The organism is Streptomyces sp. NPDC020731, from assembly GCF_044334705.1.
Classification (GTDB): Bacteria; Actinomycetota; Actinomycetes; order Streptomycetales; family Streptomycetaceae; genus Streptomyces.
Map to the genome: position 1 here is coordinate 163,280 of NZ_JBIRTN010000009.1, position 15,378 is coordinate 178,657.

At 71.4% G+C, this 15,378-nt stretch carries 16 protein-coding genes; 5 read left to right on the top strand and 11 right to left on the bottom strand.

Annotation, left to right across the window (positions count from 1 at the left end):
* Positions 1 to 72: 72 nt before the first annotated feature.
* Both ACH4VX_RS16115 and ACH4VX_RS16120 read right to left on the bottom strand, forming a co-directional pair.
* Complete coding sequence (locus ACH4VX_RS16115; RefSeq protein ID WP_398368030.1) at positions 73 to 348, bottom strand: DUF1876 domain-containing protein; 276 nt, start codon at positions 346 to 348, stop codon at positions 73 to 75.
* 82 nt (positions 349 to 430) lie between these two features.
* Positions 431 to 1,276, bottom strand: a complete 846-nt coding sequence (locus tag ACH4VX_RS16120) for an EamA family transporter (RefSeq protein ID WP_398368175.1) — start codon at positions 1,274 to 1,276, stop codon at positions 431 to 433.
* Positions 1,277 to 1,366: 90 nt separating this feature from the next.
* Between ACH4VX_RS16120 and ACH4VX_RS16125 the strand changes: the two genes are divergently transcribed.
* Both ACH4VX_RS16125 and ACH4VX_RS16130 read left to right on the top strand, forming a co-directional pair.
* A complete protein-coding gene (locus ACH4VX_RS16125; RefSeq protein WP_391792281.1) occupies positions 1,367 to 1,633 on the top strand; it encodes a type II toxin-antitoxin system Phd/YefM family antitoxin in 267 nt (88 codons plus the stop codon).
* On the top strand, positions 1,626 to 1,892 hold the full coding sequence (locus ACH4VX_RS16130) for a type II toxin-antitoxin system RelE/ParE family toxin (RefSeq protein WP_398368031.1): 267 nt from the start codon (positions 1,626 to 1,628) through the stop codon (positions 1,890 to 1,892). The genes ACH4VX_RS16125 and ACH4VX_RS16130 overlap by 8 nt, the downstream gene beginning before the upstream one ends.
* Before the next feature lie 93 nt (positions 1,893 to 1,985).
* Here ACH4VX_RS16130 and ACH4VX_RS16135 read toward each other — a convergent pair whose 3' ends face one another.
* Entirely contained in the window at positions 1,986 to 4,193 is a 2,208-nt protein-coding gene (locus tag ACH4VX_RS16135) for an MMPL family transporter (protein ID WP_398368032.1), read from the bottom strand.
* Between the two features lie 103 nt (positions 4,194 to 4,296).
* Complete coding sequence (locus tag ACH4VX_RS16140; protein WP_398368033.1) at positions 4,297 to 4,896, bottom strand: TetR/AcrR family transcriptional regulator; 600 nt, start codon at positions 4,894 to 4,896, stop codon at positions 4,297 to 4,299.
* 175 nt (positions 4,897 to 5,071) lie between these two features.
* Between ACH4VX_RS16140 and ACH4VX_RS16145 the strand changes: the two genes are divergently transcribed.
* Positions 5,072 to 8,368, top strand: coding sequence for a S41 family peptidase (locus tag ACH4VX_RS16145; RefSeq protein ID WP_398368034.1), 3,297 nt, complete (start codon positions 5,072 to 5,074; stop codon positions 8,366 to 8,368).
* A gap of 76 nt (positions 8,369 to 8,444) precedes the next feature.
* On the opposite strand, the gene ACH4VX_RS16150 is transcribed toward ACH4VX_RS16145, so the two are convergent.
* The 4 genes from ACH4VX_RS16150 to ACH4VX_RS16165 form a co-directional block, all read right to left on the bottom strand.
* Positions 8,445 to 8,624 (bottom strand): hypothetical protein, encoded by a 180-nt coding sequence (locus tag ACH4VX_RS16150; protein ID WP_398368035.1) that lies wholly within the window; start codon positions 8,622 to 8,624, stop codon positions 8,445 to 8,447.
* Positions 8,625 to 8,701: 77 nt separating this feature from the next.
* Complete coding sequence (locus ACH4VX_RS16155; RefSeq protein ID WP_398368036.1) at positions 8,702 to 9,586, bottom strand: SDR family oxidoreductase; 885 nt, start codon at positions 9,584 to 9,586, stop codon at positions 8,702 to 8,704.
* The gene (locus tag ACH4VX_RS16160; RefSeq protein WP_398368037.1) at positions 9,583 to 10,512 is read right to left on the bottom strand and encodes an alpha/beta fold hydrolase; all 930 of its coding nucleotides are present in this window, start codon (positions 10,510 to 10,512) and stop codon (positions 9,583 to 9,585) included. The genes ACH4VX_RS16155 and ACH4VX_RS16160 overlap by 4 nt, the downstream gene beginning before the upstream one ends.
* Complete coding sequence (locus ACH4VX_RS16165; RefSeq protein WP_398368038.1) at positions 10,509 to 12,032, bottom strand: flavin-containing monooxygenase; 1,524 nt, start codon at positions 12,030 to 12,032, stop codon at positions 10,509 to 10,511. Before ACH4VX_RS16165 ends, ACH4VX_RS16160 begins: the two co-directional genes overlap by 4 nt.
* Before the next feature lie 188 nt (positions 12,033 to 12,220).
* Here ACH4VX_RS16165 and ACH4VX_RS16170 point away from each other — a divergent pair, with 188 nt between their 5' ends.
* Entirely contained in the window at positions 12,221 to 12,841 is a 621-nt protein-coding gene (locus tag ACH4VX_RS16170; RefSeq protein WP_398368176.1) for a MerR family transcriptional regulator, read from the top strand.
* Here ACH4VX_RS16170 and ACH4VX_RS16175 read toward each other — a convergent pair.
* Both ACH4VX_RS16175 and ACH4VX_RS16180 read right to left on the bottom strand, forming a co-directional pair.
* Positions 12,838 to 13,323 (bottom strand): NUDIX hydrolase, encoded by a 486-nt coding sequence (locus tag ACH4VX_RS16175; RefSeq protein WP_398368039.1) that lies wholly within the window; start codon positions 13,321 to 13,323, stop codon positions 12,838 to 12,840. The two genes, ACH4VX_RS16170 and ACH4VX_RS16175, sit on opposite strands and share 4 nt — an antisense overlap.
* A complete protein-coding gene (locus tag ACH4VX_RS16180) occupies positions 13,323 to 14,135 on the bottom strand; it encodes an exodeoxyribonuclease III (protein WP_398368040.1) in 813 nt (270 codons plus the stop codon). Before ACH4VX_RS16180 ends, ACH4VX_RS16175 begins: the two co-directional genes overlap by 1 nt.
* Before the next feature lie 50 nt (positions 14,136 to 14,185).
* On the opposite strand from ACH4VX_RS16180, the gene ACH4VX_RS16185 reads away from it, so the two are divergent.
* A complete protein-coding gene (locus ACH4VX_RS16185) occupies positions 14,186 to 14,662 on the top strand; it encodes a GNAT family N-acetyltransferase (RefSeq protein WP_398368041.1) in 477 nt (158 codons plus the stop codon).
* 255 nt (positions 14,663 to 14,917) lie between these two features.
* Here ACH4VX_RS16185 and ACH4VX_RS16190 read toward each other — a convergent pair whose 3' ends face one another.
* On the bottom strand, positions 14,918 to 15,148 hold the full coding sequence (locus ACH4VX_RS16190; protein ID WP_398368042.1) for a hypothetical protein: 231 nt from the start codon (positions 15,146 to 15,148) through the stop codon (positions 14,918 to 14,920).
* Positions 15,149 to 15,378 lie beyond the last annotated feature (230 nt).

The window sequence follows — 15,378 nt, forward strand, 5'->3', positions numbered from 1 at the left end:
GGGGCCCGGCTCGGCTGTGAGGCGCCGTCGCCTGAAGCCGGCCTGATCCAGACGAATCTCCGACTCAGGTCACTAGACGTGGATCGGGTGCGAGATGCGGCCCGACGCGTCGTCGATCTCGCCGTGCGCCTTGGTCAGCATCTGCATGGCGAGTTCGTTCAGTGCGCGTGCGCCGGCGATCTCCTCCCCGACCCGGGGCTGATTCGAGTCGGTGTGGTGCCGGTTCGCGTGGCCGTTGGCCCGGACCTCGCTCCCGTCGGGCAGCCGGACCATCGCGACGGCGCGCGTCTGCCGCTCGTCCTCCTCGAACTCCATCTCCACGTGCCATCCCACTGTGGTGTGCATCATGACGATCACCTCCGGAACATTCTCATTCCAGGGTGCGCCTCGCACCGCTGCCGTGCACCCGCCCGTGCGACGGTGAAACGCGCTACCCCGCGCGCAGCATCAGCCCGATCCCGACGACCAGCAGCCCGGCCGCGGCGATCCGCGGGGCACCGAACCGCTCCTTGAAGAACAGCGCCCCGATGGCGGCGCCCACGATGATCGACGACTCCCGCAGTGCCGCGACGGGGGCGAGTTCCGCGCGGGTCTGGGCCCACAGGACGAGTGCGTACGCGGCGACGGACAGTACGGCGCCGAGCAGGCCGAGACCCGCGTGCGGCCGGAGCCGGGCGCCCGTCTCCCGCCGCCAGCGCCAGAGGGCGTACGCCGGGATCACCGTGCCCTGGACCGCCATCAGCCAGGCGATGTAGCCGAACGACGACCCCGAGACCCGTACGCCGAGCCCGTCGACGACGGTGTACACGGCGATGGTCAGGCCGGTCGCCAGGGCCGCCCCGATCGCCGCCCAGTCGGGCCGGCGCCCGCGCAGTCCCCACAGGGCGACACCGGTCAGGCCCGCGCAGGACAGGGCGATCCCGGCGGTGGCCCAGCCGTCGGGCACCTCGTGCGCGAAGACGGCGGCCAGCACCGTGACGACCAGGGGAGCGCTGCCGCGGGCGATGGGGTACGCCTGGCCGAAGTCGCCCAGCCGGAAGGACTTCATCAGCAGCGCGTAGTACGCCATGTGGATCGCCGCCGAGCAGAACAGGTACGGCCACGCCCCGGCCGCCGGGAACGGCACGAACGGCACCGCCGCCAGCCCGATCAGCAGACCGCCGCCGGAGATCAGCGTGAACCCGACCAGCTTGTCGGTGATCCTGTGCGCGATGGCGTTCCAGCCGGCGTGGGTGACCGCGGCGAGCAGGACGGCCACGGTCACCAGCGGGGTCACGGGGTGCGCTCGCGCACGTCGCCCCGGGGCGACGTGCGCGAGCAGCAACGAGCCAGTGTGTACACATGGAACACCATGTACCTTTGGCGCATGACGCAGATGCCCATAGAGTCCATTCGTGACGTGCGCGCCCACCTGGCCGAGGTGGTCGAGCGGGCCGACCGTGACGACACACCCACGGTCATCACCCGGCGCGGTAAGCAGGTGGCCGCGGTCGTGTCGATAGAGGTCCTTCGCAGGTACCAGGAGTGGGAAGAGCGCGAGATCAACCGGATCATCGACGAGCGCATGGCGAATCCGGCGGCCGGCATCCCGATCGAGGACGTCATGAGGGAAACACTGGAGCGCGGTGAGTAACGCATGTCGCACCGTCTTCCGGCCGGAGGCCCAGGCTGAGCTGCGCAAGATCCCCCGGGACATGGCGCTCCGGATCCTGGTCAAACTGACGGAACTGGAGACCGACCCGCTCGGCTTCAACACCACGGCGCTCGTCTCCCAGCCGGACCGGCGCCGGCTCCGTGTCGGCGATTACCGCGTCATCTACACGGTGGACAACGGAGAGTTGGTGGTCTGGGTCGTTCACGTCGGACATCGCTCCACGGTATACGGCACCTGACACGGAGTCCCGGAACCCCCGCGGAAGGAAGCCGGTGAGGGCGCCCCGTCCCCACGGAGCCCTCACCGGCTGGTTCTGTGATCGTTCAGGCCGTCAGGCCCGGACGAGTTCCCGGTCCTCGTCCTTCCGGTCGCCCTCCGTGCGCAGGGCCTCGCCCTCGACGTCCACGTTGGGCAGGACCCGGTCCAGCCACTTCGGCAGCCACCAGGCCTTCTCGCCGAGCAGGGCCAGTACCGCCGGGACGATCGCCATGCGGACGACGAACGCGTCGAAGAGGACGGCGACCGCGAGACCGAAGCCGATCATCTTGACCATCGAGTCGCTGGAGCCGATGAAGCCGGAGAAGACCGCCATCATGATGACCGCCGCCGCGGTCACCACCCGCGCGCTGTACTTGAAGCCGGTCACCACGGCCTGGGCGGGCTTCTCACCGTGGACGTAGGCCTCCCGCATCCGGGTCACGAGGAACACCTCGTAGTCCATGGCCAGTCCGAAGACCACGCCGACCATGAAGATCGGCATCATCGACATGATCGGGCCGGTCTCCTCGACGCCCATCAGGCCGGACAGCCAGCCCCACTGGAAGACCGCGACGACCGCGCCGAGGGCCGCCATGACGGACAGCAGGAAGCCGAGGGCCGCCTTCAGCGGGACCAGGATCGACCGGAAGACCACGATCAGCAGCAGGAAGGCCAGGCCGACCACCAGGATCAGATACGGCACCAGCGCGTCGTTGAGCTTCTGCGAGACGTCGATGTTCATCGCCGTGGCGCCGGTGACCAGGACGTCGGCCTCGGTGTCGGCCTTGATGTCCACGCCCGTGTCACGGATGTCGTGCACCAGGTCCTCGGTGGTCACCGAGGAGGGCTTGGAGTCGGGGACGACGGTGATCGTCGCCGTGTCGCCGGCCTTGTTGGGGGCCGCCGGGGCGACGTTCACGACGTTGTCGAGGGCCTTGATGTCGTCGCCGGTCTGCTTGAAGACGGCATCCGGGTCGTCACTGTTCCTGGCGTCGACCACGACCACCAGCGGACCGTTGAAGCCGGGGCCGAAGCCCTCGGAGAGCAGGTCGTAGGCGCGGCGCTGGGTCGTGGACGTCGGCTGCGAGCCGTCGTCGGGCAGGCCCAGTTCCAGCGAGGCCGCCGGGACGGCCGCGGCACCCAGGCCGACGACGCCGAGCAGCAGGACGGCCAGGGGACGGCGTACGACGAAGCTCGCCCAGCGGGTGCCCATGTTCGGGCGCTGCGGCTTCTTCGCGGCCCGGCCCCCGCCGAGCAGCTTGCCCTTCTCACCTGCGGGGCGGACCCGGCGGCCCGCGTAACCGAGCAGGGCGGGGATCAGGGTGAGGGCGATCAGGACCGCGAGGGCGACCGTGCCGGCGGCGGCGATGCCCATCTTCGTCAGCATCGGGATGTTGACGACCGACAGACCGACCAGGGCGATCACGACGGTGAGGCCGGCGAAGACCACCGCGGAACCGGCCGTGCCCACGGCCCGGCCGGCCGCCTCCTCGCGCTCGCGGCCCTCGGCCAGTTCGGCCCGGTAGCGGGAGACGACGAACAGCGCGTAGTCGATGCCGACCGCGAGGCCGATCATCGAGGCCAGGATGGAGGTGGTGGAGCCGAGGTCGAGAGTACTGGCCAGGGCGGTGATGCTGGAGACGCCGATGCCTACGCCGATGATCGCGGTGAGCAGCGGCAGCCCGGCCGCGAGCAGCGAGCCGAAGGTGATGACCAGGACGACCGCGGCGACGCCGATGCCGATGATCTCGGCGGAACCGGTGTGCGGGACGGCCTGGAGGGCGTCACCGCCGATCTCCACGGTCAGCCCGGCGTCACGGGCGTCCTCGGCGGCGCCTTCCAGGGCGTCGCGGGAGGAGTCCTCCAGCTCCATGCCGGAGACCTTGTAGCTCACCGAGGCGTAGGCGATGGTGCCGTCCTCGCTGACGCCGCCGCCCTCGTAGGGGTCGGTGACGCGGGTGACCTCGGAGCCGTCGCCGAGGGTGTCGACGGTGTCCCGGACGGTCTTCTTGTGGTCGGTGTCGGTCATCTTCTCGCCGGCCGGCGCCTTGAAGACGACGCGTGCGGTCGCCCCGTCGGCGCTGGAGCCGGGGAAGCGCTCCTCCAGCAGGTCGAAGGCCTTCTGGGCCTCGGTGCCGGGGATGGAGAAGGACGAGTTGCCGGCCGCGGGGGCGCCGGCCGCGCCGACGCCCGCGAGCGCCAGCAGCGCCACCCAGAACAGGGCTACGAAGTGCCGTCGCCTGAAGGCGAACCGGCCGAGTCGATAGAGGAAAGTGGCCACGAGGGCGTACTCCCGGTCAGGTCGTGGTTGCTTCGGGGCAGGTTTGATCAGCCCGACGACGTGAGCGGTGACGTCAGGTGGTGACGGTTGACCGAGGGGACGGTCAGGGGGTGGTCACGCCGAGGGCGGGGAGCACCACGGCGTCGATGTACGAGGTGAGGAACTCCTGCGTGGGCGGCAGGTCGTCGATCAGCGTCCGTGTGGCGAACGCGCCGACGAGCATGTGCACCATGTAGTCCAGCGCCGGGTTGTCCGGGCGGACCTCGCCCCGGTCGACCGCGCGCCGGATCATCCGCCGGAACTCCTCCATCTCCGGTTCGACCAGGAGTTCCTTGAACGCCTGGCGGAGATCGTCGTTCATGTGCACGGCCATGGCGAGCGCGCGCATCAGGGCGGCGTTCTGCTCCATGGCGCAGTCGTCCTCACGCCCGACGACGGCGTGCAGGTCACCCCGCAGGGATCCGGTGTCGATGTCGGCGATGCCGCCGGGCTTCTGGCTGCGCATCGCTCTCACCACCAGCTCGGCCTTGCCGCCCCACTGGCGGTAGAGGGTGGCCTTGCTGGACCGGGTGCGGGCGGCCACGGCGTCCATGGTGACGGCGTCGTAACCGACCTCGCGGAGCAGGTCGAGCACGGCCCCGTACAGCTCGGCCTCGCGCTCGGGGGTGATCCGGCTGCGACGCACCGTCGCGACTTCGTTCATACCGCTCACCTTTCCGCTCCGGTGTCCACCGCGTCAAAGGAACGACACGGTTTCGTACAGGACCAAGGTACTCCACCCCGCTAACGAAACGAAACGGTTTCGTTCGTGGTCTGCGTCACGGTTGTCGGTTCCGTATAAGTTGCTGCGGTCCGTCCCCCGGAAAAGCATGGGAAAGGTGAGCTATCTGCGTCTGCCCCACCTCAAGGACGACCTGCTGTGCTTCGTGGCCGAGGACGACCTCTGGCTCGCCCCGCTCGACGCTCCGGGCCGCGCCTGGCGGCTCACCGTCGACCGCACCAAGCTCGGGCACCCCCGCTTCTCCCCCGACGGCCGCCACATCGCGTACACGAGCTGGCGCAGCCTCGACCCCGAGGTGCACCTCGTCCCGGTGGACGGCGGACCGGGCCGGCGCCTCACCTACTGGGGCAGCTCCGACACCCGGGTCTGCGGCTGGGCACCCCCCGACGAAGGCGGCCACGCCGAGATCCTCGCCGTCGCCTCGCACGGCGAGCCCTTCTCGTACTTCACCTGGGCCTACAAGCTCGGCTGCGACGGCAGTCCGGGCCGCAAACTGCCCTGGGGCCCGGTCTCCGACATCCAGGTCGCCGACCTCGCCGGGGAGCGCAAGTCGCTGCTGCTCACCGGCACCCCGCCGCACGAACCCGCCTCCTGGAAGCGCTACCGGGGCGGCGCCACGGGCAGGCTGTGGCTGCACGGACACCGGCTGCTCGACGGGCTCGACGGGCATCTGCACTCCCCGATGTTCGTCGCCGGCCGGATCGCCTTCCTCTCCGACCACGAGGGCGTCGGCAACCTGTACTCGTGCGCGTACGACGGCTCCGACCTGCGCCGCCACACCGACCACGACGCCTTCTACGCCCGGCACGCCGCCGGCGACGGCACCCGGGTCGTCTACCAGTGCGCCGGCGATCTGTGGATCGTGGACGACCTGTCCCCCGGCGCCGCCCCGCGCCGTCTCGACGTGACGCTGAGCGGGCCGCGCTCCGGGCGGCGCCCCTACCAGGTGCCCGCCGCCCGTCACCTCGACGGCATCTCGGTCGACGAGACCGGCCGCGCGAGCGCCGTCGTCGTACGCGGCAGCCTGTACTGGCTCACCCACCGCGACGGTCCCGCCCGCACCCTCACCGACACCCCGGGTGTACGGGTCCGGCTGCCGGAGACGCTCGGCGCGGGCGACCGGGTGGCGTACGTGACGGACGCCGAGGGCGAGGACGCCGTCGAGATCGCCTCCCTGCCCCGGGCGACCGGCCAGCGCGCCCCCCGGCGGCTGGCCGTCGGGAGGCTGGGCCGGGTGCTGGAGACGGTGGCCGACCCGGAGGGGCAGCGGCTGGCCGTCGCCGCGCACGACGGGCGGCTGCTGCTGGTCGACACCGGTGAAGAGAGCCGGGGCGAGGTCACCGAGCTGATCCGTTCCCTCAACGGGCCGGTGCGCGACCTCTCCTTCTCTCCCGACGGGGCCTGGCTGACCTGGTCCCACCCCGGGATCGGGCGGTCGCTGCGACAGATCAAACTCGCCCGGATCAAGGACCGGACGGTCATCGACGTCACCAACGGCCGCTTCGAGGACGAGAACCCGGTCTTCACCCGGGACGGCCGCTATCTCGCCTTCCTGTCCTGGCGCGGCTTCGACCCGGTGTACGACGTGCACACCGGCGACCTGTCGTTCCCGCTGGGCTGCCGCCCGTATCTGGTGCCGCTGTCGTCGGCGACCCCGTCCCCGTTCGCCCTGAACCCCGAGGGCCGTCCGGCCGCCGGGGGGCTGGACCCCGTCGAGCGCGGGGACGCCGAGGAGGAGGGCGGCACCGTGACCGTCGAGGCGGAGGGCCTGGAGAGCAGGGTCACCCCCTTCCCGGTCAGCGCCTCCAAGTACTCGGGGCTGTACCCGGTCGCGGGCTGCGGGCTCGTCTGGCTGCGCTGGCCGATCTCCGGCGCGCTCGGCGAGACCTTCGCCAACCCCGACGACACCAGCGGCCGGCCCACGCTCGAACACTTCGACATCGGGAAGGCGAAGAAGTCCGAACTCGTCGGGAACCTGGACTTCTTCGCGGTCAGCGGCGACGGCACCCGGCTGGTCGTGGCCGACGAGGGCGAGCTGCGCGCGGTGCCCGCCACCGATCCGGGCGACAGCGACTCCACGGTGTGGATCGACACCCGCCGCATCCTGCACGAGGCCGACCCGGCCGCCGAGTGGCGCCAGGCGTACGCGGAGGCCGGGCGGCTGATCCGCGGCTACTTCTGGGAACCCGGCATGTGCGGCATCGACTGGGACGCGGTCCTGGAGCAGTACCGCCCGCTGGTCGAGCGGGTCGCCTCCCCCGACGAGTTCGCGGACCTGCTGCGCGAGGTCCTCGGCGAACTCGGCACCTCCCACGCCTATGTCACCGCCGCCCGCCGCAACGAGGGCCCCCCGCACTACCAGCGCCGCCAGGGCCTGCTCGGCGCCAACCTCGTTCCCCGTGAGGGTGGTTGGGCGGTCCGGCGCATCCTGCCCGGCGACTCCTCCGACTCCCGGGCCCGCTCCCCGCTGGCCGGCACCGGCATCCGCGAGGGCGCGGTCCTCACCCATGTCGACGGCCGCCCGGTGGACCCGGTCACCGGCCCCTACCCGCTGCTCGCGGGCGCGGGCGGTACGACGGTGGAGCTGACGTTCCGCCCGCCCGCCGCCCACCACCCTTCCGCGGAAGACCCTTCGGGCCCCTCCGATCCGGAGGGCACGGGCCCTCCCCGGCGGGTCGCGGTCGTCCCGCTCATCGACGAGACGCCCTTGCGCTACCAGGACTGGGTCGCCAAACGCCGCTCGGTGGTACGGGAGTTGAGCGAGGGCCGGTGCGGCTATCTGCACATCCCCGACATGGGCGGCTCCGGCTGGGCCCAGTTCAATCGCGACGTGCGCATGGAGATGTCCCGCCCCGCGCTGATCGTGGACGTGCGCGGCAACGCCGGCGGCCACATCAGCGAACTCGTCGTGGAGAAGCTGACCCGCGTCATCATCGGCTGGGACCTCACCCGCGACGCCCAGCCCGTGTCATACGCCTCCAACGCCCCGCGCGGACCGGTCGTGGCACTCGCGGACGAGGCGACCAGCTCCGACGGCGACATGATCACCGCCGCGTTCAAACTGCTCGAACTGGGCCCGGTGGTGGGCCAGCGCACCTGGGGCGGGGTGGTCGGCATGACCGGCCGGCACCGGCTCGGCGACGGCACGGTGATCACGGTGCCGATGAACGCGGCCTGGTTCGACGCGTACGGCTGGTCCGTGGAGAACAAGGGCGTCACCCCCGACCTGGAGGCGCTGCGCACCCCGCTGGACTGGGCCGAGGGCCGGTACGCGGTACTCGACGACGCGGTACGGCTCGCCCTCGGCCTGCTGGAGACCAACCCCCCGGCGACGCCTCCGACGTACCGCGACGTACCCGACCGCTCCCGGCCGAAGCTGCCGCCCCGGACGTGAGAAAGGGTGCCCCTTCGCCTCGGGGCACCCTTCCACTTCAGCGCATGACGCGTTCAGCCGTCTTCAGCGCTCGACGTCAGGCGTCGTAGTCCCGGTCGAAGCGCTCCTCGGACTCCCGCTGACGCTGCTGCTCGTCCATGTCCTCGTCCCGACGGCGGCCGCGGTTCTGCAGCTGCTCCTTGCCCTGCTGGGCACGCTGCTTGGCCTGCTGCTGGAACTGCTCGGACTTCTCCTGGAACTGGTCCTTCATACCCATGTGGGTTCACTCCCGTGGTGGGGTGGGGGGAACTTGCCCGACCAGATTCACACGGCCCGTCACCCTGCGCATGTCGATCACTTACGGACCGTGTTCCGGTGCTGCTCATCGGCGTTGCCGCCCGCCCCGACCAACCCCGTGCGGACGCCCGCGAGCCGGCCTTCGAACCGCCGCATCTCCCGCTGCCCCACGGTCCCGATGACCGCGGGCAGGCAGCCGCGCACGCCCTGCATCCCGCGCAGCCACCACTGCCCGTACACATGGCTCGCCCGCCGCTCGACGCCGGCCACCAGCCGGTCCACCGCGGGCCCCAGCGGATAGGTCTTGTTCGACGGCCACGGCAGCCGCTGCCGCAACTCCCGCATCACGTCGTCCTGATCGGCCCCGCGCACCATGTCGGTGTCGGTCCACGACAGATACCCGACCCCCACCTTCACGCCCCGGTACCCGACCTCGGCCCGCAGCGCGTGCGCGTACGCCTCCACACCGGACTTGGAGGCGCAGTACGCCGTCATCATCGGGGCGGGGGTGATCGCCGCGAGGGAGGCGATCTGGAGCAGGTAGCCGCGGCTCTCGGTGAGCAGCGGCAGGAAGGCCCGCGCGGTGACCGCCGATCCGATCAGGTTCACCTCGATCACCCGCCGCCAGGACTCCGGATCGGAGTCGGCGAACGGACCGCCCGTCGCCACACCGGCGTTGGCGACCACGATGTCGACCCGGCCGAACCGCCCCCGGACCTCCTCGGCGACCCGGGCCATCGCCTCGTGGTCGGTGACGTCCGCGTACCAGTGGTCGCTGTCGCTGTGCAGCCGCGCGGAGACGTCCTTGAGCGCGTCCGGCTCCAGCCCGACGAGCGCCACCTTCACCCCGCGCGCGGAGAGCTTGCGTGCCAGCAGCTCCCCGACTCCGCGTGCCCCTCCGGTGACGACGGCGACCTTTCCTTCGAGACTCACCCTGCTCATGCGCTCTCCTCGACGGCGGGTATGGCGTGCAGGTGGGCGGCGGCCAGGGCGCGGATCTTCCCGGTGACCAGGTCGGGCGCCTCGACCGGTGTCATGTGGCCGATGCCGGGCAGCTCGGTGACGCCGAGGCAGTTCGGCAGCGCGGCGGCGAGCGACCGGGCGTGCACCGGCGGGGTGAGCCGGTCCGCGCCGCCGGCGACGATCTCGACCGGTACGCGCAACCGGGCGAGTCCGTGGTCGAGGTCGAGCCCGTCGAGCACGTGCGACCAGGCGTGGCGCACCGCGCGCGGGCAGGCGTGCACGATACGGGCGCACGCCTCGACCATGTCCGGGGCCGAAGCGGGGCCCATCGTCGCGTACTTGAGGATCCGGCGGGCGAGCGGTGTGACCGGTCCGAGCGGGGCCCGGGAGCCGAGGACGCGCCCGGTCAGCCGACTGCGCACCCGGCCCGGCCGGATCGGCAGCACCGTCGACTCGGCGACCAGCCGCGAACTGCCCGTGCTGCACAGCAGGACGGCGGCCACGTGTTCGCGGAACGCGGGCCTGGTGGCGGCGGCCATCACCGTCATCCCGCCCATGGAGTGCCCGGCGACCACGGCCTGTTCACCCGGCGCGAGGGTGGCGGTGAGTACGGCCTCGAGGTCGTCGGCGAGCGTGTCGGTGCTGCACGCCGGGCTCGCGGGGGTGCGTCCGTGGCCGCGCTGGTCGTAGGCGACGACCCGGTGGTCGACGGCCAGTTCCCGGATCTGCGCCGCCCAGAAGGCGGTCGAGCAGGTCCAGCCGTGGGCGAGGACGACCGCGGGCGCCCGCTCGGGGCCGTGCACCTCGACGTGCAGCCGGGCGCCGTCGGCGGAGAGTGCGGTCAGCTCACGTGCGGCGACGGGCGGGGCGTACGGCCCGGAGGTGACGTGGGCGGGACGGCTCATGCGGTCACCTCGGCGTTCTCCCGGTCGTCCTTCGCCGCGGTCGGGATGTTCCGGAGCACGGCGTACTCGGCGAGGTCGACCCGCCGGGTCTCCTTCCGGAACTCACTCGTCGTACCGGGCCAGATGGTGGTGTTGCGCCCGCTCTCGTCGAGATACCAGCTGGTGCAGCCGCCGGTGTTCCACACCGTGCGCTTCATCCGCTCCTGCACCCGGTGGTTCCAGGCGCGTACGGCACCGGGTCGGGCGTCGAGGGCGACCCGGCCACCGAGGACGTCGAGCTGACGGAGGTAGTCGGCCAGGTAGTTCAGCTGGGACTCGATCATGAGGATCATGGAGGAGTTCCCGAGGCCGGTGTTGGGCCCGATGACCGTCATCCAGTTGGGGAACCCGGCGGCGGTGGCACCGCGCAGGGCCTGCATCCCGCCCGCCCAGGTCTCGGCGAGGGTCTTCCCCTCGGCGCCGACGACCCGCTCCGCGATGGGCATGTCGGTGACGTGGAACCCGGTGCCGAACACGATCGCGTCGACCTCGGCCTCGGTCCCGTCGGCGCCGACGACGGTCGACCCGCGGACCTCGCTCAGCCCGCTCGCGACGACATCGACATGGGGCCGCGCGAGCGCCGGATAGTACGTGCTCGACAGCAGGATCCGCTTGCAGCCGATGCGGTAGTCGGGGGTGAGCTTGGCGCGCAGGGCCGGATCCTTGATCGCGCGGCCCATGTTGCGCTTGGCCAGCTGCTCGACGAAGCCGAGCTCACCGGGGTGCTTGGTGAACGCCTGGACCTGCAGCTCCCTGATGCCCCAGAGCAGTCCGCGGCGCAGCTTGGTGGTGACGGGCAGCGCCCGGTGCAGGGCGCGCTCGGCGCCGCTGATGGGCCGGTCGACGCGGGGCAGGACCCAGGCGGGGGTGCGCTGGAAGAGAGTGAGCCGCGAGACGAGCGGCTGGACGGCCGGCACGATCTGGATCGCGGAGGCGCCGGTTCCGACCATGGCGACCCGCTTGCCGCGCAGGTCGTAGTCGTGGTCCCAGCGGGCGGAGTGGAACACCTTGCCGGGGAAGGTGTCGAGGCCGGGGATGTCGGGGAGCTTCGGCTCGGACAGCGGCCCGGTGGCGGACACGACCACATCCGCGCTGAGGTTCCCGCTGCTCGTCTCGATCTCCCACCGCAGCCGCTCGCCGTCCCACACCATCCGCTTCACCTCCGAGTCGAAGCGGAGGTGCGGGCGCAGGCCGAAGACGTCGGTGACGTGCTCCAGGTAGGCGCGGATGTGCTGCTGCCCGGAGAAGGAGCGGGGCCAGTCGGGATTGGGCGCGAAGGAGAACGAGTACAGGTGCGACGGCACGTCGCACGCGCACCCGGGATAGCTGTTGTCGCGCCAGGTGCCGCCGACACTGCTCGCCCGCTCCAGGACGACGAAGTCGGTGATCCCCTCGCGCCGCAGCCGTACGGCGGCCCCGAGCCCGCCGAATCCGGACCCGATCACCGCCACTCGTACATGTTCGTGCTCGTGCTCGGCCATCCCGAAGCCTCCACGCATCGCTCAGAACTCCACCAGAACTCCGCCAGTGAACACTGGCGCAATGGGGAGCGTAGAGCAGCTCCGTACTGATGGGTAGGGGGCACGCGAGGAAAGTTACCGCCGGTACGCCCTAGGCTTCAGGCGTGGCAGAAGACAGCGGAGGACCCGGTGAGCGGCGCGAGTACCGCATGGACGAGCTGGCCCGGCTGGCCGGCATCACGGTGCGCACCCTGCGCTTCTACCGTGAGCGCAAGCTGATCCCGCCACCCCGCCGCGAGGGCCGTATCGCCTGGTACGACGACCACCACCTGGCCCGGCTGCGCACGATCACGGCGCTGCTGGAGCGGGGCCACACCCTGAACGGCATAGCGGAACTCGCCGAGGCCTTCGACCACGGCCGGGACGTCGGCGAACTCCTCGGGATGGACACCCCCACCGAGGAGACCCCGGTCCGCCTCACCCCCGAGGAACTCGCCGACCGCTTCGACGGCGAGGTCACACCGGAGAACCTGGCCGCCGCTCTGGAGCTCGGTTACCTCGGTACCGACGGCGAGGAGATCGTCCACATCAGCCGGCGCCTGCTGGACGTGTCGTCGGACCTGGTCCGCGAGGGCATCCCGCTCGGGGAGGTGCTCCGCGCGGGCGCGGAGGTCCGCGCCCACGCCGACACCCTGGCCGACCTCTTCGCCGGCCTGATCCTCCGCCACGCCCCGGAGGAAGCCCTCCACCGCCTGCGCCCGCTGGCCCGCAGCGTGGTGGACGCGGAACTGTCACTGGCCCTGGACCGGCGGCTGCGCAAGCAGGACTAGCGGTTCTTCACATACCCGAGGTCGACGGGCGTCACCGGCGCCCCGTCCCGCCGCACATCCGCCAGCAGCTCCGGCAACTGCGGCGGCCACAACGGCTCCGTGTCCCCCGCCAGCTCCTCCGGCGACCACCAGCGCCACCGCAGGATCCGGTCGGCGGCGTGCGCGGCGGCGAGGTCTCCCGTGAGATCACGCCGGGGACCGTGGGCGAGAAAGATGTGCTCGCTCTGCCGCACCGGAACACCGGCCCGGGTGAAGTCGTGCTCCCACAGGCACAGCATGGTGCCGTCGAGCGCGATGTCGTCCCACCCGGTCTCCTCGCGCAGCTCCCGCCGCGCGGCCTGCTCGGGCGTCTCCCCGGGCTCCATGCCGCCGCCGGGCATCGCCCAGTGGACGCCGACCTCGTCGTTGTCGTACCGGAACATGAAGACGGCCCCGTCCGGATCCAGTACGGCGACCCGGGCGGCCTGCCTGGGAGTTCGCATCAGCCAGCCACCTGCTCGAAGACGACCGTCACGGGCGCGTGGTCCGACCACCGCTCGGCGTGGGTGGCGGCCCGCTCGACGCGGGCCTCGACCGCCCGTTCCGCGAGCCCCGGAGTCGCCACGGCGAGGTCGATCCTCCACCCGGTGTCGTTGTCGAAGGCCCGCCCCCGGTAGGACCACCAGGTGTACGGCCCGTCCACGTCCGCATGCAGCGCCCGCACGACATCGACGTACCCGCCGTCGTCCGGATCGAGCACCCGGGACAGCCACTCCCGCTCCTCCGGCAGGAACCCGGAACTCTTGGTGTTCCCGCGCCAGTTCTTCAGGTCGGCCCTCTCATGGGCGATGTTCCAGTCCCCGCACACGACGACCTCCCGCCCGTCGGCGGCGGCCCGCTCCCGCAGGCCCTTGAGGTAGACCAGGAACTGGTCCATGAACCGGACCTTCTCCTCCTGCCGCTCGGTCCCGACCTCCCCGGACGGCAGATACAGCGAGGCGACGGTCACACCGGGCAGGTCGACCTCCACATACCGCCCGCTGTCGTCGAACTCGTCCGACCCGAACCCGATCTGCACACGCTCGGGCTCACGCCGGGTGTACAGGGACACTCCCGCACGCCCCTTGGCGGCAGCGGGACCGTGCACGACATGCCACCCCTCGGGCTCCCGCACCTGCTCCGGCAACTGCTTCGCCTCCGCCCGCACCTCCTGCAGACACAGCACATCGGCGGAGGTCCCGGCCAGCCACTCCACGAAACCCTTCTTGGCGGCGGCCCGCAGTCCATTGACATTGACGGAGGTCACAGTGAGCATCAGGGCACGATACGACACTCCAGGTCCGGGCATGTTTTACGGTTCTGGGCATGGATATCCGCCCGGTCCCCTACGACCACCCCGACGCCGTGAAACTGGACTCCGAGGTCCAGGCCGAGTACCACGTCCGCTACGGCGACGGCGGCGACTCCACCCCCATGCACCCGGCGGACTTCAGGCCCCCGAACGGCACCTACCTGATCGCCTACGACGAGTCCGGCGTCCCCGTGGCCTCCGGCGGCTGGCGCGCGCAGGACGCCAACGACGAGGGCAACCGGGACGGCGACGCCGAGCTGAAGCGCATGTACGTGATCGAGCAGATGCGCGGCCGGGGCCTGGCCCGCCGTGTCCTGGCCGCCCTGGAGGAGGACGCCCGCGCGGCCGGCCGCGTCCGCATGGTCCTGGAGACCGGCACGAAGCAGCCGGAGGCCATCGCCCTGTACACCTCCAGCGGCTACGAGCCCTGCGAGAAGTTCGGTTACTACCGCTTCCACGAGGAGAGCCGCTGCTACGCGAAGGCGCTGTAGCGGCCGGCCCGGTCAGTCCGGGCCGGGCCGGGCAGGAAGTACGCCGCGTCACGAGACGTGCCGTAGGGCCAACCGGCCTCCACGGTGACCGGAACACCCCGCTCGCTCGGCTCGACGTGGACCGGGACGCCGCGTGTCCCGTCCACTCCAAGAGGCCGAGCGAGGGCGGAGTCGCACTCGCCGCCGTTGACGAGGAAGCAGGGCTTGCCTTCCGGCGAGGACCAGGGCAGCAGCCGCAGTGAGGGGCCGACTCCATCAGGCGGCCGCCCTCTCCGCGCCGACGACGTGCTGATCGAGGTCGCTCCCCGTGACCGTGATGTGCAGCCAGGCGCGGCGGGCGATGTCGGCGATCTCCGGCCAGGAGAAAGCGATCTCGACACCGCCCCGGTCGAGGTCCTCGTCGTTCTCCACCTGGTCGAGCGGCAGTCCGCGTCCGTGGAGTGTCAGCAGCACCCCGTCGGCGTCGACCACGATGCCGGAGTCCATCCGAAAACGAAGGAGGGCCCCGAGGGGCGCGGCTCGATCCGGCTGTACTGCCCGGCTGCCGGCCCGTCCCCCTCGGTGAACTGCCCACGACGCAGACCCTCTTCCGCACAACCCCGGGCAGCGTGTCGCGAACGGCCTGAGCCCTGAGTGTCCAGTCCCACTGGGCGCACCGCTGCGCTTCACTCCATTGAGCGATGGCGGCCGCGTAAGTTTCAAAGTACTTTCAAACT

Bases quoted from the DNA above. Each gene is read 5' to 3' on its own strand.
- ACH4VX_RS16115 (WP_398368030.1), bottom strand. From the start codon at position 348: ATGATGCACACCACAGTGGGATGGCACGTGGAGATGGAGTTCGAGGAG.
- ACH4VX_RS16125 (WP_391792281.1), top strand. From the start codon at position 1,367: ATGACGCAGATGCCCATAGAGTCCATTCGTGACGTGCGCGCCCACCTG.
- ACH4VX_RS16140 (WP_398368033.1), bottom strand. From the start codon at position 4,896: ATGAACGAAGTCGCGACGGTGCGTCGCAGCCGGATCACCCCCGAGCGC.
- ACH4VX_RS16150 (WP_398368035.1), bottom strand. From the start codon at position 8,624: ATGGGTATGAAGGACCAGTTCCAGGAGAAGTCCGAGCAGTTCCAGCAG.
- ACH4VX_RS16155 (WP_398368036.1), bottom strand. From the start codon at position 9,586: ATGAGCAGGGTGAGTCTCGAAGGAAAGGTCGCCGTCGTCACCGGAGGG.
- ACH4VX_RS16160 (WP_398368037.1), bottom strand. From the start codon at position 10,512: ATGAGCCGTCCCGCCCACGTCACCTCCGGGCCGTACGCCCCGCCCGTC.
- ACH4VX_RS16165 (WP_398368038.1), bottom strand. From the start codon at position 12,032: ATGGCCGAGCACGAGCACGAACATGTACGAGTGGCGGTGATCGGGTCC.
- ACH4VX_RS16170 (WP_398368176.1), top strand. From the start codon at position 12,221: ATGGACGAGCTGGCCCGGCTGGCCGGCATCACGGTGCGCACCCTGCGC.
- ACH4VX_RS16175 (WP_398368039.1), bottom strand. From the start codon at position 13,323: ATGCGAACTCCCAGGCAGGCCGCCCGGGTCGCCGTACTGGATCCGGAC.
- ACH4VX_RS16180 (WP_398368040.1), bottom strand. From the start codon at position 14,135: ATGCTCACTGTGACCTCCGTCAATGTCAATGGACTGCGGGCCGCCGCC.
- ACH4VX_RS16185 (WP_398368041.1), top strand. From the start codon at position 14,186: ATGGATATCCGCCCGGTCCCCTACGACCACCCCGACGCCGTGAAACTG.
- ACH4VX_RS16190 (WP_398368042.1), bottom strand. From the start codon at position 15,148: ATGGACTCCGGCATCGTGGTCGACGCCGACGGGGTGCTGCTGACACTC.